This window comes from Silanimonas lenta DSM 16282 (genome assembly GCF_000429065.1).
In the GTDB taxonomy this organism is placed as follows: domain Bacteria; phylum Pseudomonadota; class Gammaproteobacteria; order Xanthomonadales; family Xanthomonadaceae; genus Silanimonas; species Silanimonas lenta.
Genome location: NZ_AUBD01000001.1, coordinates 18,600 through 38,299, shown reverse-complemented (window position 1 = coordinate 38,299; position 19,700 = coordinate 18,600). Strand labels below are relative to the sequence as shown.

At 65.0% G+C, this 19,700-nt stretch carries 19 protein-coding genes; 18 read left to right on the top strand and 1 reads right to left on the bottom strand.

The window, feature by feature from the left end; translation table 11 throughout:
- Positions 1–4 precede the first annotated feature (4 nt).
- The 18 genes from G408_RS0100155 to G408_RS14960 all read left to right on the top strand — a co-directional run bounded on the left by G408_RS0100155 (position 5) and on the right by G408_RS14960 (position 15,480).
- Complete coding sequence (locus tag G408_RS0100155; RefSeq protein ID WP_028769437.1) at positions 5–199, top strand: DUF7210 family protein; 195 nt, start codon at positions 5–7, stop codon at positions 197–199.
- 2 nt (positions 200–201) lie between these two features.
- On the top strand, positions 202–954 hold the full coding sequence (locus G408_RS0100150; RefSeq protein WP_028769436.1) for a phage tail tube protein: 753 nt from the start codon (positions 202–204) through the stop codon (positions 952–954).
- Between the two features lie 11 nt (positions 955–965).
- Complete coding sequence (locus G408_RS0100145) at positions 966–1,355, top strand: DUF6631 family protein (RefSeq protein WP_037411656.1); 390 nt, start codon at positions 966–968, stop codon at positions 1,353–1,355.
- A gap of 41 nt (positions 1,356–1,396) precedes the next feature.
- On the top strand, positions 1,397–1,567 hold the full coding sequence (locus tag G408_RS14965; RefSeq protein ID WP_197722810.1) for a hypothetical protein: 171 nt from the start codon (positions 1,397–1,399) through the stop codon (positions 1,565–1,567).
- Positions 1,545–2,192, top strand: coding sequence for a DUF6441 family protein (locus tag G408_RS0100140; protein WP_028769434.1), 648 nt, complete (start codon positions 1,545–1,547; stop codon positions 2,190–2,192). Before G408_RS14965 ends, G408_RS0100140 begins: the two co-directional genes overlap by 23 nt.
- Before the next feature lie 84 nt (positions 2,193–2,276).
- Positions 2,277–5,468: a tape measure protein gene (locus tag G408_RS0100135; RefSeq protein ID WP_028769433.1), complete on the top strand. Its 3,192-nt coding sequence runs from the start codon at positions 2,277–2,279 to the stop codon at positions 5,466–5,468.
- Positions 5,469–6,401: a hypothetical protein gene (locus tag G408_RS14630; RefSeq protein WP_051282447.1), complete on the top strand. Its 933-nt coding sequence runs from the start codon at positions 5,469–5,471 to the stop codon at positions 6,399–6,401.
- Positions 6,402–6,407: 6 nt separating this feature from the next.
- Complete coding sequence (locus tag G408_RS0100125) at positions 6,408–7,400, top strand: hypothetical protein (protein ID WP_028769432.1); 993 nt, start codon at positions 6,408–6,410, stop codon at positions 7,398–7,400.
- A gap of 7 nt (positions 7,401–7,407) precedes the next feature.
- Positions 7,408–9,099, top strand: coding sequence for a hypothetical protein (locus G408_RS12375; protein ID WP_051282446.1), 1,692 nt, complete (start codon positions 7,408–7,410; stop codon positions 9,097–9,099).
- A 9-nt stretch (positions 9,100–9,108) separates the two neighbouring features.
- Positions 9,109–9,906, top strand: a complete 798-nt coding sequence (locus G408_RS0100115; protein WP_028769431.1) for a phage BR0599 family protein — start codon at positions 9,109–9,111, stop codon at positions 9,904–9,906.
- A 9-nt stretch (positions 9,907–9,915) separates the two neighbouring features.
- A complete protein-coding gene (locus G408_RS0100110; RefSeq protein WP_017365809.1) occupies positions 9,916–10,155 on the top strand; it encodes a hypothetical protein in 240 nt (79 codons plus the stop codon).
- Positions 10,152–10,424: a hypothetical protein gene (locus G408_RS12370; RefSeq protein ID WP_211226626.1), complete on the top strand. Its 273-nt coding sequence runs from the start codon at positions 10,152–10,154 to the stop codon at positions 10,422–10,424. The genes G408_RS0100110 and G408_RS12370 overlap by 4 nt, the downstream gene beginning before the upstream one ends.
- A complete protein-coding gene (locus G408_RS0100100; protein WP_028769430.1) occupies positions 10,421–12,622 on the top strand; it encodes a phage tail protein in 2,202 nt (733 codons plus the stop codon). The genes G408_RS12370 and G408_RS0100100 overlap by 4 nt, the downstream gene beginning before the upstream one ends.
- Complete coding sequence (locus G408_RS0100095; RefSeq protein WP_024892232.1) at positions 12,622–12,972, top strand: DUF2793 domain-containing protein; 351 nt, start codon at positions 12,622–12,624, stop codon at positions 12,970–12,972. Before G408_RS0100100 ends, G408_RS0100095 begins: the two co-directional genes overlap by 1 nt.
- 67 nt (positions 12,973–13,039) lie before the next feature.
- Positions 13,040–13,330 carry a DUF6127 family protein gene (locus tag G408_RS0100090; RefSeq protein ID WP_024892233.1) on the top strand — a complete coding sequence of 97 codons (291 nt, stop codon included), beginning with the start codon at positions 13,040–13,042 and terminating at the stop codon, positions 13,328–13,330.
- Positions 13,327–13,803 carry a hypothetical protein gene (locus G408_RS0100085; RefSeq protein ID WP_028769429.1) on the top strand — a complete coding sequence of 159 codons (477 nt, stop codon included), beginning with the start codon at positions 13,327–13,329 and terminating at the stop codon, positions 13,801–13,803. Before G408_RS0100090 ends, G408_RS0100085 begins: the two co-directional genes overlap by 4 nt.
- Positions 13,800–14,264 carry a lysozyme gene (locus G408_RS0100080; protein ID WP_028769428.1) on the top strand — a complete coding sequence of 155 codons (465 nt, stop codon included), beginning with the start codon at positions 13,800–13,802 and terminating at the stop codon, positions 14,262–14,264. Before G408_RS0100085 ends, G408_RS0100080 begins: the two co-directional genes overlap by 4 nt.
- Positions 14,265–14,268: 4 nt before the next feature.
- Positions 14,269–15,480: a DNA methyltransferase gene (locus G408_RS14960; protein ID WP_084627987.1), complete on the top strand. Its 1,212-nt coding sequence runs from the start codon at positions 14,269–14,271 to the stop codon at positions 15,478–15,480.
- 11 nt (positions 15,481–15,491) lie between these two features.
- On the opposite strand, the gene G408_RS12365 is transcribed toward G408_RS14960, so the two are convergent.
- Positions 15,492–19,637 carry a DEAD/DEAH box helicase gene (locus tag G408_RS12365; protein WP_211226625.1) on the bottom strand — a complete coding sequence of 1,382 codons (4,146 nt, stop codon included), beginning with the start codon at positions 19,635–19,637 and terminating at the stop codon, positions 15,492–15,494.
- Between the last annotated feature and the right edge of the window lie 63 nt (positions 19,638–19,700).

Sequence of the window (19,700 nt, the reverse complement as noted above, 5' to 3'; positions counted from 1 at the left end):
CACCATGCACATCGAACTCATCGAACCGCACACCCACGCCGGCCGACTCCACGCCCCCGGCGAGATCCTCGATCTCGACGAGGCAGCGGCGGAATGGTTGATCGAGCGCGGGACCGCGCGGGGGCTGATCGAGCGCGGAGCTGCACGGCCGGCCGATTCCCAACCCCAGCCCCCGATCAAGACCCGTAAAGGAGACTGACCATGCCGTACTTTTCCGGACAGGGGCGCGTCTACATCGGCGCCCGCGACGCACTCGGCAACCCGCAGGGGTTGGCCTACGTGGGCAACGTGCCCGAGCTCAAGGTCTCCCTCTCGGTGGAGACCCTGGAGCACCAGGAGTCGGTGAGCGGCCAGCGCCTCACCGATCTGCAGCTCATCAAGACCAAGAAGGGCGAGTTCGCCTGCACGCTGGAGGAGCTCATCGCGACCAACCTGGCGCTCGCCCTCTACGGCGCCACCACCGCCCAGACCCCGGGCACGGTCACCGCCGAGGCGCTGCCGAACCCGGTCACCCCCGGCAGCCTCTACCTGCTCGCCAAGCAGGACGTCTCGTCGGTGGTGGTGAAGGACTCCAGCGCCACCCCGAAGACCCTGCCGGCCGCGCAGTACTCGGTGAACGCCAAACACGGCTCGCTCACGATCCTGGACGCCACCACCGGCGGACCCTATGTCGAGCCCTTCAAGGTCGACTACGCCTACGGCACGGCCTCGGTCACCGCGATGTTCACCCAGCCGCTGCCCGAGCGCTGGGTGCGCTTCGAGGGGCTCAACACCGCCGACGGCAACCGCGAGGTGGTGATCGATCTCTACCGCGTGGCCATCAACCCGGCCAAGGAGCTCTCGGTCATCACCGACGAGCTGCTGAAGTTCGAGCTTTCGGGCCAGGTGCTGGCCGACACGCTCAAGCCCGCCGCCGGCGACCTCGGCCAGTTCGGCCGCGTCGTGCTGCTGTGAGGGGGATGACGATGAGTGGCTCCGATCTGGATGTTCTCGTGCCGCAGCCTCAAGTTGTGGATCTGGCCGGCCAACGCCTCGCGATCAGCCCGCTGGTGCTCGGCGAGCTGCCGGCGATGCTCAAGGCCGTGCAGCCTTTCGCGCAACGACTGGCGGGCGAACCGGACTGGCTCGCCTTGCTCTCGGACCACGGCGATGCGTTGCTCACCGCGTTGGCGATCGCCAGTCGCCAACCGCGCGAGTGGGTGGACGCGCTGGCTCTCGACGATGCCATCACCCTGGCGGCGACCGTGTTCGAGGTGAACGCGGATTTTTTCGTGCGCCGGATCGCGCCGAAAGTCGGCGATCTGGCGCAGCGTCTGAACGGCCGTCTGGCTGGGCTGACGCCATCGCCCGCCTGATTCGGGGCGGTCACCGCTATCCGGACATCCTCGGCTACACGTTGGGCCAGCTGAACGCCTTCCTCGCCGCCGATCGCCGCCTCGAACACGAACGGCTCGCCACCCGGCTTGCCGTCATGACCGCTGCCGCTCAGGGCAGTCGCGACGGCATCCGTGAACTCCAGACCGAACTCCATCGGGGCATGCGTGATGAAGATCGATCTGGTCGCTGAGGGCTTGCTGGATCGCCGGCGCTTCAGCGCCTGGCAGGGCGACACCCGCAAGGCGATCCACACCGCCGTGGCCCGCGCGATGCGCGACACCGGCAAGGAGATGGCCGAGCGGGCGCGGAGCGACATGCGCGCCGGTTTCAAGGTCGTGAAGCCGAAGTTCCTCCGCTCGATGCACGCCAAGGTGTTCGATCGCAAGGCCGAGGAATTCCCGGCCCTCTACATCGGCTCGAAGGTGCCCTGGCTGGGTATCCACGAACAGGGCGGAACGATCCGGGGGCGGATGCTCATCCCGCTGCTGCCGCAGCACCGGCGCATCGGGCGCAAGGCGTTCGCCCGGGTGATCGATGCTTTGATGCGCTCCGGCAATGCCTTCTTCATCGAGAAGAACGGCCGGCAGATCCTGATGGCCGAGAACATCGCCGAGAACGCCCGGCCGCTCGCGCGCTTTCGTCGTGCCGAGCGGGAGCGCACCGGCGCCAGGCGCGTGCGGCGCGGCCAGGAGATTCCCATCGCCGTGCTCGTGCGACGTGTGAGCTTGAGAAAACGGTTCGACCTCGCCCGCTCGGTGCGAGGCGATCTTCCCCGCCTGACGGCGGCCATCCGTAAAGCAATGTCGAAGGTTTGAGATGAATCAGCCCCCACGCTCACTCCGTTCGCTGCCCCCCGAGGGGGCGCAGGCCTCCTTTGGGGCGGCCCGGCAGGAGGCCTGATGGCCGGTAACCGTGCCCAGATCCTCATCACCGCCGTCGATGAGACGCGACGGGCCTTCCAGTCCGTACAGGGAAATCTCGCCCGCCTGCGCGGCGAAGCCGCCCAGGTCGGCCAGGTACTCTCACGCATCGGCGGCGCGATCGGCCTTGGGCTGGGGGTGCGCGAACTGGTCGAGGTCGCCGACCAGTACAAGAACCTGCAGGCGCGCCTCAAGCTCGCGGTCACCTCGCAAGAGGAGTTCAACCGCGCCGACGCGGCCCTCTTCGAGATCGCCCAGAAAAACCGCGCGCCCCTGGCAGAGACCATCACCCTCTATGCGCGGCTCGCACCCTCGGTGCAGGCGTTGGGGCGTTCGCAGGCGGACGTGCTGGCGGCTACCGACGCCATCGGGCAGGCCGTGTCGCTCTCCGGCGCATCCAGCGACGCGGCGGCCGGTGCCCTGCTGCAGCTGGGGCAGGCCTTCGCCTCGGGCCAGCTGCGCGGTGAGGAGTTCAATTCCGTCATCGAGCAGACGCCGCGCCTGGCGCAGGCCATCGCCGACGGCATGGGCGTGCCGCTCGGCTCACTGCGAGCCCTGGCCCAGGAAGGCAAGATCACCTCGAAGGCCGTGCTCGACGCCTTGCTGAAGGAGCGGGCGCGCCTCGCCGAGGAGTACGCGAGCCTCCCCGATACGGTGTCGGGTGCGCTCACCCGCCTGAAGAACGCCTTCCAGCGGGCCTTTGGCGAACGCGACGCGAGCTCGGGTCTGACGGCGGGACTGGCGCAGGCGATCCAGTTCGTCGCCCGGCATCTCGAGCTGCTGATCGACCTGGCCGGTGTCGTGCTGGTCGCCGCCTTCGGGCGGATGGCAGGCGCCTTCGCGACCAGTGTTGCCGCCGCCCGGGCGGAAGCGGCCGCGCGCCTGGCCAACCTGCGCACGCTGGAAGCCGAGGCGCTCGCTCGGGTGCGGCTCGCCGATGCCGCCCTGGCTCAGGCACGTGCGCAAGGGCTTGCCACCGGCGCGCTGGTCGCGGATGCGGCCAAGGCCCGGCTGCAAGCCACCGCTGCTTCCGGTGCCGTGGCTCAGGCAGTAGCGTCCACGTCCCTGCTCGGTCGCGCCGCGGGTCTGTTGCGCGGGGTGCTCGCGCTCCTGGGCGGGCCCATCGGCGTCATCGTGACCGCCGCGGGGCTGCTCGCGGGCGCACTCTATTCGGCGCGCGACGCCGTGGTCGAGTTCGGCGGCAGGACCGCCTCGATCAAGCAGATCGTCGCCGCCGCCTGGGACCTGGTCGTCGAGAAGGTCGGCGAAGTCGTCAGAGCCTTAGGAAGGCTGGTCGGCACCAACGATCTCTCCTGGGTCCGCGTGCGCGCGGCGATGGTCGGCGCGCTGAACGCCATCGGCACGGCCGTCCGCGCGATGGTGAACGTCGTCATCGGCGCGTTCAACGCCATCGGCAGCGTCGTGGGCATCACGGCCGCCTTCCTGGTCGAGCGCTTTCGTAACGCCTTCTCCGACATCGGAGAGCTGGCGAAGGCCTTGGGCCAGGACGTGGCCGCGGCCTTCAGCGGCGACTTTTCGCTGCAGGCGCTGCGCGCAGCACTCGGCCGCCAGCTCGGCGAGGTGCGGGATTTCGGGAAGGAGCTGGCCGGAGCCGTGCGCGACGCCGTCACGCGTGACTACGTCGGGGAGGCCGCGCAAGCCCTCGCCCGGCGCATCCGCCCCGAGCAAACCCAGCCGGGCGTCTTCGGCCGTCCGCAGCCGCAGGCCTTGTCCGCCCCCGACAAGGGAGGCGAAGCAGCGAAGCTCGCCCTCGTGCAGGCCCAGGCCGAGACCGAATTCAAGCTCCTCAAGGACGCGTTGGACCGTCAGGCGCGGGCATTGGATGCCTCCCTCGAAGACCGGCTGATCTCGCTCAAGGACTACTACGCCGCCAAGACCCGGATCGAGCAGCAGGAGATCGATGCGGAGATCCGGCGCGTGCAGGTCTCGCTCGCGGAGCAGCAGCGCCTGCAAGAGACCGGCAAGGACGAACCGGCACGCCTCAAGGCGAAAGCCGAGGTCGCCAAGCTCGAAGCGGAGCTCACCGTCCTCAACAACAAGCGCGCGGACGTCGAGGTCGCCAATGCCCGCAAGGCCGCCCAGGCCGAGCGCGAGCTGCGCGAGGAGCTTGCCAAGGTGCGCGACGAACTGCTCGACCTCACCGGGGCGGCGACCAGCCAGGATCGACGCGCGGCGATCGAGCGGCAGTACCAGACGCTGATCGAGCGGCTGCGTGCCGAGGGCGACACCGAAGGCGTGGCCACGGTCGGGCGCCTCATCGACGTCAAGTCGGCGGCCGCCGATCTCGCCGACTACGAGCGCCAGTTCAACGACGCGCTCGCCCGGATGCGTGCATCCGAGGAGTCGATCAACCTGCAGCGCCAGTCGGGGCTGCTCACGGAATCCCAGGCCCGCCAGCAGATCCTCGCGCTGCATCGGGAAACCGGGGCGGCGCTGGAAGGACTACTGCCACAACTGGAGGCCGCCGCCGCGGCCATCGGCCCCGAGGCGGCGGCGCGCGTGCAGGCCTGGAAGAACGAGATCGCGCAGGTGAAGCTCGTGGTGGACGACGTGGCGGTCGCCATCGACGGGGCGGTGCAGGACGGCTTCGCGCAGATGTTCGAGGCCATCGGCAGCGGCGCCAAATCGGCCAAGGACGCCTTCGCCGACTTCGCCCGCTCGGTACTCGCCGCCATCAACCGCATCGCCTCGCAGAAGCTCGCCGAGGCGCTGTTCGGCAGCCTGTTCGGGGGCGGCGGCGCGGGCGGGTTCAGCCTGGGATCGCTGGTCTCGTCGTTGTTTCAGGGCTTCGCCGGCGGCGGCTACGTCACCGGCCCGGGCACCTCCACCAGCGACTCGATCCCGGCACGACTCTCCGCCGGCGAGTACGTAGTCAATGCCGCCGCCGTGAAGCGCGTGGGCGTGGCATTCCTGGAGGCGATCAACGGCATCGAAGGCGGACCGCGCATCCAGGGGCCCCGGCTCGCCTTCGCCGCCGGCGGGCTGGTGCCCGAGGCGCCGCCACCGCAACCGCAGGGCCAGGCGGTGCGCATCGTCAACGTGATCGACCCGGCGATGGCCGCCGACTACCTCAACTCGTCCGCGGGCGAGAAGACCATCCTCAACATCCTGCAACGCAATGCGGGAGCCGTCAGACAGGTGCTTGCGTAAATGGCGTTCGAAATCGGCACGGCCAGCGATTACCGCGATCTGCTGGACCGCTTCCATGCCTTCCTCACCACTCACCCGAATCTGGTCGCCGCGGGCCAGCAGTGGCAGGCGCTGCACTGGACGACGGACGCCGCCACGAAAGAGCTCATCCTCAAGGCGCCCGGCCTGGCCGGTGCCGAGGAGATCTACTGCGGCATCCGGGCCTACGAGAACGCCACGGCCGGCTACTACATGTGGGACCTGAACGGCTTCATCGGCTTCAACCCGGCCAACGACTTCTATACGCAACCGGGCGCGATCAGCGGCTGGCTGCCGATGATGTCGCTCTGGAACACAGCGATCCCGTACTGGTTCGTGGCCAACGGCCGGCGTGCCGTGGTGGTGGCGAAGATCTCGACCGTCTACCAGGCGGCGCACCTGGGCTTCGTCCTGCCCTACGCGACGCCGGGTCAGTACCCGTACCCGCTGCTCGTCGGCGGTTCGATGACCGGCCAGCGGGGCCGCAACTACAGCGTGACCTCGCCCAACCACCGCCATTTCGTCGACCCGGGCGAGGATGGACAGAACAACGCCAACACCGCCTGCATGCTGCGCGGCCCCTCGGGCGCTTGGCTGCCGTTCCAGAACGTCGCCTACTCGTCGTCCGAGTATCGCTACGACGGGCCGCGCCCGGTCTGGCCGACGAACTACACCTACCTCGGCAACCTGCGCGAGGCGCCGGACGGCACCTACGTGCTCTCGCCCGTGGTGCTCACGCAATACAACTCCGGCACCGATCACGACCTCTTCGGCGAGCTGGAAGGCGTCTATCACGTCTCCGGGTTCAACAACGCCGCCGAGAACCTGATCACGGTGGGCGGCGTGGACCACCTCGTGGTGCAGAACGTGTATCGCACCAGCGTGCGCGACTACTGGGCGCTGCGCCTTTCGTGACCGACCATGGCCTACCAGACTGGTACCTCCGCCAACGCCGATCAGCTGCTCGACGCCCTGCGCGTGTTCGCGGTGGCCAACGGCTGGACCCAGCTGCGCTGGGCCCCCGACGGCACCGGGCAGACCCTGTCGCTCGCCAAGGGCGGGCTCTACGTCCATCTGCGCTCCGCGGTGAATGAGCGCCTCTCCACACGCTACAACACCATCACCGGCATCTGGCTGATCGGCTCGACGGGATTCGATGCCGGCAAGCCCTGGTGGGATCAACCCGGATCGATCGTCAACGCCAGCTACGTGAGCAACACCACGAGCTACCGCGCCGAAGCCTGCGGCCTGTTCGAGGTGGGCACCGCCAACACCTACCACCTACTCTCGGCCGCCACGCCCGAACTGATCATGCTCGTCGCCGAGGTCTCGCCCGGCGTCTATCACCATCTCGCCTTCGGGGAACTCACGAAGTTCGGCAGCTACGGCGGCGGGGCGTTCGTGTCGGGCGCGTTCGGCCCGGACGCCTACACCTATACGTACAGCGGCTTCAACGACTATGTCTTCGGCTACGACCACGACCGGCACTTCGGCCTGCCGTTCAACGATTACAAGTACTACGGCGGCGCGAACTTCGTCCTCGCCGAGGTGGACGGCGCCACCGACTGGCACTCGGTCTGCAAGGACTGGGCGCTCACCGGCAAGCGCGCCAAGGCGCTGTGGGAACGGGGCACGGGCACGCCGCGCGACAGTCTGGCGCGCTACTGGTGGGGGCACGTGCCCAACACCTTGAACGGCGTGACGCCGATGCTGCCGTTCTACCTGTTCGTGGCGCGGCCTTCCGGCTTCTTCTCGCCCTTCGGCCACACCGCTCACCTGCGTTACCTCAACATCACCCACTACGCGCCGGCGGAGGCCTTCGCGTTGGGCGCCGAGCAGTGGATGGCCTTTCCGGCCCACTCCAAGAACGGCAAGAGCGGCCTGCACGGCTATGCCGTGAGACTCATCCCCTGAGCGGATCATGCCGACCTTTCCCGGTTCCATCCTGCCTGGTGCCGCCCGCCAGGAGCCGCCGACCTGGTCGCGCTCGCCGGAGGTCTCCGAGCGCGTGCCGGTCGCCTTTCCGTTCGACCCGAGTGCGAGCTCGGTCATGCGTCCGGGCGCGCGACTCGACACCCAGCCCGTCGACGAGCTGCGACTCGGCGTCAACGGCGCTCTGCTGCCCACCTTTGGGGCCGACTGGTATCACCGCATCCACGTCATCCCTTCGACCATCGATCTCGGCAACCTGGTGAGTCCGGTCGAGCGGGTGCTGGAGGTGTGGAACGCTCGGTTCGACGCGCAGACGCTCGATGCCATCGACGAGACCGGAACGGACGGGCTGCTGCTCTCGGGCCAGCCGGCGCCGCCGCTCGCCTTCGGGCCGCTGCAATCGCGCCTCTACACCTTCGCAGCGGGCACGCGCGGGGCGCCGGTGATCGACGCCGCCTACCGCTTCGTCTTTTCCGGCGGACTCACCGCGTTGCTGGTGGTCACCGGCCGCCGCGTGGTGGTCTTCGGCATGCGTCCGGACTGGTCGCAAGGGATCACCGAGCGGCTGGAATGGCTCACCGAGGTGCTGGAGTCCTACGACGGCACCGAGCAGCGGGTGCGCCTGCGGCAGCTGCCGCGACGCGGTTTCGAGTATGGATTCCTGATCGAGGGTCGAGACGCCCAGGTGCTGGATCACCTGCTGTTCGCCTGGGGCGCACGCATCTACTGCCTGCCGGTGTGGACCGACGTCTCCACCCTTGCGGGCGAGGCAGCCATCGGCAGCACCGCGCTCACCGTGCAGGATGTCGCCAACAGCGACTACCACGCGGGCGGCCTGGCGGTGCTGTGGCGCTCCAACACGCGGCACGAGGCGGTGGAGATCCTCTCCATCGCCGGCAACACGCTGACCCTCAAGCTCCCCCTGGCCGGGAGCTGGCCGGCCGGCACGCGGGTGTTCCCGGCGCGGCTCGCCCGCCTCGAGGGCGAGGTGGCCGTGGCGCGTCCCACCGACACCATCGCCGTCGGCCGCTGCCGTTTCGGCATCGAGGACATCACGGCGCCCGCGGTCGCCGACTATGGCCCGGCCTATCAGGGCTACCGGGTGTTCGACTGGCGGCCCAACCGGAGCACCGACCTCGAGGACAGGTGGCTTCGGCGCCTCTCCATCATCGACTACGGGACGGGACTGCCGACCTTCGACGACGAGTCGGGCTCCCCGCTCATCGGACGCACGCTGACCTGGCTGCTCACCGACCGGAGCAAGGCGACCGCCTTCCGGGGCTGGCTCGCCGCACGCGCGGGACGGGCGAATCCCTGCTGGTTGCCGACCTTCGAGTCCGACCTCGAAGTCAGCCGCACGGTGGCGGCCACGGATGCCGGCCTCGTCGTCCGCAACGTCGGCTACGCCCGCTTCGTCGCCGCCGATCCCTTGCGGCGCGACCTGCGGCTCCTCACCACGGCCGGCACCTTCCATCGCCGTATCACCGGGGCGAACGAGATCTCCGAGGACGAGGAGCTGCTCTCCCTGGACGCGCCGCTGGGCGTGACCCTCGATCCCCAGCAGTTCCTGCAGGTCTCGTACCTGGAGTTGGCCCGGCTCGACCAGGACGCGGTCGAGCTGCATTGGGAGACGGACGCCACGGCGCGCGTGCAGCTCTCCACCCGGACGTTGAGATCATGAGCTAAGACCATGAGCTATCTGGGCATCGAACAGTCCGCCCACGGCGGACAACCGCAGGAGCTCTACCGCTTCTCCCAGGGCGCGCAGCGCTGGCTCTACACCTCGGGGCAGGTGGCGGTGGACTACCAATCCGAGACCTATCAGCCGGCGACGATCTCGCGCGGCGGCCTCGAGCAGAGCAACGAGCTCGCGCGGCTGGGGCTGGAGATCCGCATGCCGCGCGACCTGGCCGTGGCGAGTCTGTTTCTCGCCGCCCCGCCCGAGGGTGTGGTGAGCGTGACCATCTACCGGCGCCATGTCGGCGACGCCGAGTTCATCACCTACTGGAAGGGGCGCATCACCGGCGCGCGGCTGTCCGGCGCCGAGGCCACCCTCAAGTGCGAGCCCATCGCCTCGAGCCTGAAGCGGCCGGGCTTGCGTGCCCGCTACCAGCTGCTGTGCCGCCACGTGCTGTACTCCAGCGGCTGCGGCGCATTGAAAGACAGCTTTCGGGTGGACGGCACCGTAGCGGCAGTGAGCGGCGTGACCGTCCAGGTCGCCGTCGCCGCCAGCCGGCCGGACGGCTACTTCGTGGGCGGCATGCTCGCCACCACCGCCGGCGCGCGCATGATCGTCGGTCACGCCGGGATCGACCTCACCCTGGTCGCTCCCATGGTCGGCCTCACGGCGGGCGATGCGGTCCAGCTCTATGCCGGCTGCGACCACACCATGGCGCATTGCAAGGACAGGTTCGGCAACCTCGACAACTTCGGCGGCTTCCCCTTCATCCCGGTGAAGAACCCCTTCACCGGCGACGCCATCGTGTGAGGCTTTCCTATGTGGCAGCAGATCATCATTTGGGTCGTCACCACGGTACTGTCCGCGCTGCTCGCGCCGCGCCCCAAGGTGCAGGACGCCCAGCCCGGCCAGATCGGCGACAAGGATGTGCCCATCGCCTCCCAGGATGCGCCCATCCCGGTGCTGTTCGGTACGCGGGTGATCTCCGGGCCCAACGTGGTCTGGTACGGCGACGTCCAGGTGCGGCCGATCCGCAAGTCCTCCGGGGGCAAGAAGTGACCGAGGTCATCGCTCGGCTGGAGCATGCCCGTGCCCTGGGCTACTGCGCCCGCGGCATGCGTCGCTGGTTCGAGGGGCGCAGCCACACCTGGGCCGAATTCGTGGAGCGAGGGGTCCCGGCCGATTGGCTGCGCGCCACGGGTGACGCGATGGCGATCCGCGTCGCCGAGGAAGCCGACAAGGCCCAAAGGGCCGCAGGACAGCACGAAGTGCTGGTCCCGAGCGCAGCGAGGGATGCGCGAAGCGCACAGAAGGAGCAGGCAGGATGAGCGGCGGCGGCAAAGGCAGTCAGGAGTACACGGTTGGCTATTGGTACGGCCTCGGCGCCCACCTCGCCCTGTGCCACGGCCCGCTGGACGCCATCACCGAGATCCGGGTGGGCGAGCGCGTCGCCTGGTCTGGCAACGTCACCGGCAACACCACCATCACCATCGACAACCCCAACCTCTTCGGCGGGGAGGAACGCGAGGGCGGCGTGCAGGGGCCGGTGGACATCCTGATGGGCGGGCCGACCCAGGGACGCAACGCCTACCTGCAGGAGCGCCTCGGCGCCGACATCCCGGCCTTCCGCGGCGTGGTGTCGCTGATCCTGCGCCGGGTGTGGGTGGCGGCCATGAACCCCTACATCAAGCCATGGTCGGTGCGCGCCAAGCGGGTGCCGAGGCAGTGGTACGCGGCCAAGGCCGAGATCTCCGGCGACGCCAACCCGGCCCACATCGTGCGCGAGTGCCTCACCAACGGCGAGTGGGGCATGGGTTACCCGACGAGCGACATCGACGATGCCAGCTTCATGGCGGCTGCCGACACGCTCCATGCCGAGGGCTTCGGGCTGTCGCTGCTGTGGAACAAGGAAGAGACCATCGAGGACTTCATCCTGTCGGTGCTCAGGCACGTGGACGGGCTGCTCTACGTCCATCCGCGCACCGGGCTCTTCACCCTCAAGCTCGCGCGCGCCGATTACACGCTCTCCAGCCTGCCGACCTTCGATCCGGGCAACATCCTGCGCATCGAGGAGTTCACGCGGCCCTCCTGGGGCGAGATCACCAACCAGGTGACCGTCGTCTACCGCGACGGCGCCACAGACAAGGACGGCAGCGTCACGGTGCAGGACATCGCCGCCGTGCAGCTCAACGGCGGCGTGGTGGCGACCACGGTCAACTACCCCGGCATCAGCCGAGCGGAGCTGGCCAACCGGGTGGCCATGCGCGAGTTGAAGCAACTCGTAAGCCCCCTCGCCAAATGCACCTTCGTCGCCAATCGCCAGGCCTCCGGCCTCAACATCGGCGACGTGGTGAAGCTCTCCTGGCCGCCCTACGGCATCGACCAGATGGTGATGCGCGTCGCCCGCATTGCCTACGGGGAACTGGCGAACGGGGCGGTGCGGGTGGAGTGCGTGCAGGACATCTTCGGCCTGCCGCAGTCGGTCTATTCGGCGCCGCCCCCCTCGGGCTGGACGGAGCCGACCAGCCTGCCGGCGCCGTGCCCCCACCAGACCCTGTTCGAGGTGCCGTACTGGTCGGTGGTCAAGGACTTCACCGGCGAGTCCCAGAGCCTGCTCGGCGACATCGACGATCTCGACGGCCTGGTGGCAGCCTGCGGTTCGCGCCCCTCGTCGGACGCCTTCGGCTTCAAGGCGCTGGCCCGCGTCAGCGGCAGTTTCGCCGACAAGGGCTTCGGCATCTTCACGCCCACGGCGCTCCTCACCGCAATGCTGCCGCAGTCGGCCGCGCAGGTGAGCGTGGGGCTGACCTCCGGCATCGACCTCGAGGAGGTGACTGCCGGAGGACTCACGGTGATCGACGGCGAATGGCTCAAGGTGGTGTCGCTCAACCTCGCGACCCAGACCGTCACCTTGGAGCGCGGGATGCTCGATACGGTGCCGGCGAGCCACCCCGCAGGCAGCCGCATCTGGTTCGTCGACGGCTTCCGCCACTACCTCACGCCCGAGTACGTCGCCGGCGAGACGGTGCGCGTGAAGCTCCTCACCCGCACGGCACGCGGCACGCTGCCCGAGGCGGCGGCCACAGAGATGAGCCTGCCACTCGACAAGCGCTTCATCCGTCCGTACTGCCCCGGCAACGCCCAGATCAACGGCAAGCGCTATCCGACCGTGGTGGCCGGCGAGATCAACGTAAGCTGGGCCACGCGCAACCGCCAGTCCCAGACCGCCTACCTCGTCCTGCAGACCGAGGGGGCGATCACGCCGGAGGCGGGCCAGACCACAACCGTGCGCTTCTACAACGAGAACGGCTCGCTGCGCCGCACGGTGAGCGGCATCACCGGCAACGGTACCACCTGGCCGCTGGCGCAGGAGCTCGCCGACTCCGGCCTCGGGCGCGTCAACGCGCACGTCAAGGTGGAGATCGAGGCGAGCCGCGACGGCCACGTGTCCTGGCAGAAACACGTCATCGAATTCGACCGTACCGGCTACGGCCTGCGTTACGGCGACTACTACGGAGGTGTCTGATGGCCTTGAATGACCCGAACCTCGGCCTCGCCTACGGCTGGGCCCAGGGCGAACACAACTGGAACGGCGGCATGGACGCCAACCTGAAGCGGCTCGGCGCCGTGGTGGGCCTGTCGGTCAAGGACCGCGATCTCGCCACCCCACCCGCGACACCCGTGGACGGCGATCGCTACATCGTCCCGGCAACCGCCACCGGCGCCTGGGCGGGTCGCACCGACCAGATCGCGGTGCGCATCGCCGGTGCGTGGGAGTACCACGCCCCCAAGATCGGCTGGACCTGCTTCGTCGAGGACGAGGGCGTGCTCTCCGTCTACAAAGCGACCGGCTGGAGCCCCGGCATCGCCGTCTGATCGCATTCTCTTTACTGCATCCACCGAACCCGCCGCCCGGCGGGTTCTTCGTTTCTGGAGACCAGCAATGAGCCCACCCACTCTGCAAGACGGCATGGTCGTCATGCCGCGCGACGAGTTCGAGGAGCTGCTCGCACGCGCAGCCGAACGCGGCGCGAGGCGCGCCCTTGCCGACGTCGGCCTTGACGGCGAGGACGCCGCCCACGATATCCGCGAGCTGCGCGGCCTGCTCGAAGCCTTCAACGCCGCCAAGCACACCGCCTGGCAGACCGTGATCCGGCTCGTCACCACCGGCTTCCTCCTGGCGCTAGTCGCGGGCGCCGTCATCAAGCTCAAGGTGTTCGGAGGTGGCCAATGATCGAGACCCTGCTCGGCGGCCTCCTCGGCGGGGCCTTCCGCCTCGCGCCCGAGATCCTCAAGTGGCTGGACCGCAAGGGCGAGCGCGGCCATGAGCTCGCCATGCAGGACAAGGCCTTGGAGTTCGAGAAGCTGCGCGGCGCCCAGCGCATGGCCGAGATCGGCGCCGCCGGCGAGGCTGCCTGGAACAGCGGTGCAGTCGAGGCGCTGCGGGAAGCCGTCGCCGCCCAGGGCCAACGGTCCGGCGTCCGCTGGGCCGATGCGCTGTCCAGCAGCGTCCGTCCGGTGATCACCTACTGGTTCATGGCGCTGTACTGCGCGGCCAAGACCGCCGCCTTCGCCGGCGCGGTCGATGCGGGTGTGGAATGGATTCCGGCCATCCAGGCCGCCTGGACCGACGCCGACCAGGCCCTCTGGGCCGGCGTGCTGAACTTCTGGTTCTTGGGCCGCGTGTTTGACCGGGTGCGCCCGTGATCGAAGTACCAACGGCCGCGGTCGACCTGGCCAAGCGCTTCGAGGGCTTCCATCGTGTTCCCAAGCACGACCCCGGCCGCGCGCACCCGTACCTCTGCCCGGCCGGCTACTGGACCATCGGCTACGGGCATCTGTGCGATCCGAAGCACCCGTCGATCACGAAAGGCGAGGCCGAGGCCTACCTCACCCAGGATCTGAAGGTGGCGCTCGCCGCCACGCTGCGCTACTGCCCGGTGCTGGCTACGGAGCCCGAGAACCGGCTCGCGGCCATCGTGGACTTCACCTTCAACCTTGGCGCGGGGCGGCTGCAGACCTCGACGCTGCGGCGGCGGGTCAATCAGCGGGATTGGGCTGCGACTGGTGACGAGCTGCGCCGGTGGGTCTATGGCGGCGGCCGAGTTTTGCCAGGGCTTGTCGCTCGTAGGAATGCGGAACGCTTGTTGTTGGAGGGGAGGACCTGAATCCATGCCTCCGAAACGTTCCCTACACGGTCATAGCCGTGTAAACTTTCACTTATATCCAAAAACGACGCCAAGCACAAGTACCAAGAACGTGGCCCTTGCTTACAGCAAAGAAAATGCACTGAACGCGATTTGCCCTTACTTTACGATGTTTCCGTTGGAGTACCCAATAAAGGTGCTCAAAAAACATCGAAAAGAGCGGCCTGTCGTTCTCGACCCATTCTGCGGTCGAGGCACGACATTATTCGCTGCACGGAGCTTCGAATTGAGTGCTTGGGGTATTGATTCATCCCCCGTTGCCGTTGCAATCGCGAAGGCGAAGCTCGCCAGTTGCGACGCCAACGAGCCGCTCGAAATGGCTGCCAGGTTAATTGCTGAAACGGCTCCGCAGCAGATACCAGAATCCGATTTTTTCCGCGCCGCGTATCATCCTCACACGCTTAGAGACATTTGTGCTCTGCGCGAAGCTCTTTTGCAACTCGACACGGAGAGCGATGCATCAGTAATTCTGCGTGCGGCCATGTTAGGATGCCTACACGGCCCTCTCCCCAAGAATACAGAGAAGGCCGGCTACTTCTCTAATCAAATGCCTCGAACCTATGCATCCAAGCCCGATTATGCAGTTCGGTATTGGAAAATCCGAGGCTTAAAAGCGCCTCGAATTGACGTTCTCCGAGTTTTACGGCGAAAGATTGAGCGCCTCACAGGATTAGCGACCAAGTCGCCAAACTCTTTCTCTCAAGTTGTACATGGAGATGCTCAATCAGACGATACCTTCCAAGCTATTGGTGCGGCACCGTCGATCGTTATTACATCTCCTCCGTACTATGGAATGCGTACCTACGTCCAAGACCAGTGGCTGAGGAACTGGTTTCTTGGAGGCCCCGATCACGTTGACTATTCGGCCGGCCCACAACTCGACCATGGCGGCAAAGATGCATTTGCCCGATCGCTAGGAACCGTCTGGCGGAACGTTGACAGGCTTGCGTCTAGCACCGAGTCCCTGCATATGTACGTTCGTTTCGGGATCATTCCTTCAGCCGCGGTAGATGCTAAGGAGATCTTCAGGAACTCACTGGAAGAATCCGGAACCACTTGGCGCTTAGTCTCAGTCCGGGCTGCCGATTCTGCGGATGCCGGCAAGCGGCAAGCAGATCAGATGAAGGCCGATTCTGCTGCCGCTGTGGAGTTTGATTTTCACGTCGAACGCGTCTAGCTCGACAGTCGCTATTGGTGGTAGCGCAGCTTCGCTTGCCTTGACGTTGGCCCGTAGCTGATTTGGTCCGCAATCTCCTGATTGCAGAATTCATCAACATAGTCTTTGATAGCGTGCGCTGTCTCTAGCGCCTTTTTGTCGTGGGGAACATGCCCGGCGAGAGTCATCGGCATAATCACCAGGCATTTAGCCATTGCTCGTGAGATCGCGACATTGGTGCGCTCAAGCTGCATGAGGAATGCTTCCTCCCCCATGATCACGTCGGCATCGCCAACCCCGAAAGTCACGATTACGGTGTGTCGCTGACCACCCTGGAACTTTTCAACAGTATCGACCGCAGAGTCGATCAGATCAGGTGGGTCGGCAGGGAAAATCGCTCTTAGCTCGCGAATCACCAGCGCGCGCTGCGCACGATGTGGAGTTACAATTCCAATGCAATGCCTCCAGAACTGATCAGGAGTTGGAGCGACATGCGTTACGACGCCTCGACCGCCCAATTCCGCACTCACTGTCTGCCGGAGGCACCAGGTCAACGCAGCGACAACCTTCGCCTCAAAGAAATTGCTTTGGGACGACAGGTCATCGTCATGGAGCAACGTCAGCACCTTCTTCTCGGGGTCCAGGATATGCGGCCACAGAGGCGACCAAGGCAAGCCCCCTGGAAAGCCGGATGCGGGAGTCGGCACCGGCGCCAAGACATGAAGTGCTGTCGCGGGGTTTGACGCCTTCAACGTCGCTCGGTAGCCAATAGTCCGAGCATAGGCAACGATGTCCTCCGCTGAACGGTAGTTCTCTTCGAGCGGACATGGAACGATTCGTCCGCCAAAAGGACGTTCGAGCAGGTATTTCTGGATGCTGCCCACCAAGTATTCGGCGCCCTTGGGTGGTTCAAGCGCCATTATTGGCGGCATTTGAAGATGGTCGCCAGCAACGATCAGTCTCGCGTCCTCTTTCAAGGTGGCCAGCGGCGAGATCGCATGCGTGACCTGAACCTGAGAGCTTTCATCGACAATCACGACGTCAAAAATCGGCGCGACGTGGCGGCCAAAGGTCCACTCGGCGAGCTTGTATGCCTGCATCGTCGTCGTGGCGACAATCGTTACGGCGTCTGTTCTCGCCAAGCTGATGAGACAGTCTTGAGTCTGTTGGTCACCCTGATGCAAATTGAATGATTCGACGCGCAGGTGGAAGTTTGCCGCGGCAAATGTTTTCGGGGTCTGCGATGAAGAGTACCCGACGAAGATTTCCGCCGGACAGGTCGTGTCGGTGTCCAACCACTCAATAACGCGACCGACTATTTCTTCCACGGCTTTGTAGGTTGGCCCCGAGATCAATACTTTCAGCGGTTGACTTCTATGTACGGCCTCATGGACGAGGCCATGAATGCATCCGGCAAGGGTTTGCGTTTTCCCCGTCCCTGGTGGCCCCCAAATGATCGTCAACCCTTTTTCTGCCGCATGCGCGACGGCATCCGTCTGGCTGACGTTCAAGTTATGCTTGGCCTGGGCATATGCAGCGACCGATGCTGCTTGCGTTGCGGCCACGACCGATGTTGCATGTACAGCGTCAGCCTCCCAAAGAATACGGGATAGCGGTGTGATGGGGTCTGAGCCAACCCTCGGCGGCGTTGCGCCCATTGCGGTGGCTGCATTGCTATCGGCTGTTGCAATCGGGGGATTGCCGACAGCCGTCAGAATTTCCCGGACTGTCTCGTACCACTTGAACGAACTCTGGCCTTTGGTAATAAAGACATCGTTCAGCAGGTCAACAGTCGAGTTGGCAAGCAAATACGGGACAAACGCCGTATCACGCCGGTTGGTTAGTTTCAAGACAGCCTTTCGCGTCCCTCTATCAAACGACACAAGTGTGACGGAAAGTGCGGACCACAATGGGGTGACCAGAGTATCAGCCTGACCAGGGTATGGTGATGCGGTGGCGGGGATCAGGTCCCTGCCGCGCTGCAAAGGAAGTCCGGGATGCCCGTCTTTGCCGAGAGCAAGGTAGCCTTCGTTGTCATCGAGTTTGGCTTCGGTTGAGCCTGGCAAGACATCAAAAACGTACTCGTTCGGCACCCCCGTTTGTTGTCCGTTGGTGAGTCGAACGCCCTCATAACTGGCCTCCAACGCTTCGGCATCGAGCGCCAAGCGCTGGTGAGCTTCAAGCTTCCTGGTCTGATACTGCAGCTCCTCCCACCAAACCCATAGCTTGCTGTCAAAAGCCATATGGGCAGCAAACCTCCATGCCGAAGGAATGGCTAAATCGAGCTTTGGCGCGTTGGCCTTAAGTTGGCCTCGGAAATCGGTGCGTAACCGCTCGACGACACTATTCAGCGCTCGGCATTGTTTCTCCAGCGCGTTGCCATATTCCTGAATAACAGTATTTCGTGGAACAGTAACCGAACCACGCTTGATTGTCGTGACGTTGCTCCAGATCTCGTAAATACGTTCCCTCGGGATACCGTTAGTCAGGAATTCACGATAGAACGCGTCCCCCATCCGTACTGGTCCCGGCCCGGAATAGTAGGATTCAGCAGTGTCAAACAGCGTGATCACATGGGGGGTCGGCGCAAAAACTACGCGCCGGACAATTTCATCGATGAAGACAATGCATGGGCTAACTGCTCCAACGGGCTTCTCGATAAGTTCATCAGCAGGGAATAGCCAAGCGAGCGCCTTTGTCTTCCGGTTGGTAAGACTCAACACCTTGGGCAGGTGGCGTCCCATCGCCGCACACAGCTCCTCGAACTGGCGCTTTTCCCAAAATGCGATCTGTGCGGTGAGAGGTGTTTTGCCCGCTGCACGAACGAACGCCTCAGCCTGATCCACCATGTCGGACAGGGTCGATAGAAGTCCTTCAAGAGCGACCCACTCATCGGCAAGACTCTTCTGATCGACGACAAAGCATTTGGTCGCGAACTGTCGCGGAGTTTGCCCGCTTACGTAAGCCGTTGCCCTGCCGAATATTGATAGGCCCGTAAGCAGGCCGGCACTGGGGTCGAAGTTAACTGTTATCGCCACGTGCAATTGCGGCCATGGAGCCAGGCTTGCCAGTACGGCTGAACTGTCCACACTGGTCGTCGACGAGATCAGAGCTTGGGCGCGGACAGGGATACGACTTCGTTCCTTCTTAAGATGGCTATGTTGCTGGAAAGCAGGATGTGCCGAAGAGGCTGCCGCGGCGCCCGCTGTGTCTTGAATGGCATTGATCTGAAGCGTCTTTCTTGCGCCTCGAGTCATGCCCGCAATTCGACTCAGGTGTCCAGTCAGCTTCGCTGCCGGATAACAGTAATGTGTTGGTTTTGCTGCAATTCGCGTCTTGTCCTTCGAATTCGCCCACTTCTCATGCCCCAGCCAGTCGCAGGCGCTACAGCGACCGTCGACGTGCCATTCGAGATTCTCCCAGCCATTGGCTGAAGCATCACCAATAGCGATGACCCGGAGCAAGTCTTCCCGAAAGAAGTGGAGTACGGTAGGGAGGTAGAAACGAAGATTGGCATCTTCGCTGTCGGCAATCAGCGCGCCGAGATACTGGTTTGGCGTTGCCGGGGCGGAGCCAGACATCAGAGCATCGAGCGCAGATTGGCCTTGCTTGAATCGGGTCCACAAGTAGCTACGTGTGGTTACAAAGTAGTTGTCCTGCAACCCTTGATCGACAATCCAATTGGCGAGAAAAACCGCGTAAAGCGCAACCTCAGCAGAGTAGCTGGGGTTGGCTTCACTGGTGTGCTTGACGTCAATAATACTCAGGGCACTACGGGTTTCCGTTGTTGGATCAATTGGTCGCCGGCATCCATCGGGACCAATTTCTTCGTCATCGATCGTGGCCCGACGCACAACAATAATGTCAGGAATGAGTCCTGCGATCGGTGGTACCTGGGTGACTTGCCCTGGTTGCAGCCCAATATTCGCCATGACTGCATTCTGAAAAGCTGAAGGTTCAAACTTCCCTTGCAAAATGATCGATGGCAAAGTCGTGACTTTGCCGAGCAAGGAAGCAAGCGGCGCCTTGACCGGCTTGTTTGCTCCACCTTTGTCGGGCTGATAGATGACCAGGCTGCCGAAGGCCTGGATCAATTGATCATTCCGCTCATCCTCAAAATCACGACCTGCGGTTTGCAGAACTCCAATTCCAGGCCGCGCCTGCAGCGGAACAGGCATGCCATTGGCCTCGAGCTCCGAGTCCTCGTGTAGTGACAGATATAGCTCGCGGTCGCACTTTGT

Coding starts and splice junctions, on each gene's coding strand:
- G408_RS0100155 (WP_028769437.1), top strand. CDS start 5: ATGCACATCGAACTCATCGAACCGCACACCCACGCCGGCCGACTCCAC.
- G408_RS0100150 (WP_028769436.1), top strand. CDS start 202: ATGCCGTACTTTTCCGGACAGGGGCGCGTCTACATCGGCGCCCGCGAC.
- G408_RS0100145 (WP_037411656.1), top strand. CDS start 966: ATGAGTGGCTCCGATCTGGATGTTCTCGTGCCGCAGCCTCAAGTTGTG.
- G408_RS0100140 (WP_028769434.1), top strand. CDS start 1,545: ATGAAGATCGATCTGGTCGCTGAGGGCTTGCTGGATCGCCGGCGCTTC.
- G408_RS0100135 (WP_028769433.1), top strand. CDS start 2,277: ATGGCCGGTAACCGTGCCCAGATCCTCATCACCGCCGTCGATGAGACG.
- G408_RS14630 (WP_051282447.1), top strand. CDS start 5,469: ATGGCGTTCGAAATCGGCACGGCCAGCGATTACCGCGATCTGCTGGAC.
- G408_RS0100125 (WP_028769432.1), top strand. CDS start 6,408: ATGGCCTACCAGACTGGTACCTCCGCCAACGCCGATCAGCTGCTCGAC.
- G408_RS12375 (WP_051282446.1), top strand. CDS start 7,408: ATGCCGACCTTTCCCGGTTCCATCCTGCCTGGTGCCGCCCGCCAGGAG.
- G408_RS0100115 (WP_028769431.1), top strand. CDS start 9,109: ATGAGCTATCTGGGCATCGAACAGTCCGCCCACGGCGGACAACCGCAG.
- G408_RS0100110 (WP_017365809.1), top strand. CDS start 9,916: ATGTGGCAGCAGATCATCATTTGGGTCGTCACCACGGTACTGTCCGCG.
- G408_RS0100100 (WP_028769430.1), top strand. CDS start 10,421: ATGAGCGGCGGCGGCAAAGGCAGTCAGGAGTACACGGTTGGCTATTGG.
- G408_RS0100095 (WP_024892232.1), top strand. CDS start 12,622: ATGGCCTTGAATGACCCGAACCTCGGCCTCGCCTACGGCTGGGCCCAG.
- G408_RS0100090 (WP_024892233.1), top strand. CDS start 13,040: ATGAGCCCACCCACTCTGCAAGACGGCATGGTCGTCATGCCGCGCGAC.
- G408_RS0100085 (WP_028769429.1), top strand. CDS start 13,327: ATGATCGAGACCCTGCTCGGCGGCCTCCTCGGCGGGGCCTTCCGCCTC.
- G408_RS14960 (WP_084627987.1), top strand. CDS start 14,269: ATGCCTCCGAAACGTTCCCTACACGGTCATAGCCGTGTAAACTTTCAC.
- G408_RS12365 (WP_211226625.1), bottom strand. CDS start 19,637: ATGCCTGTTCCGCTGCAGGCGCGGCCTGGAATTGGAGTTCTGCAAACC.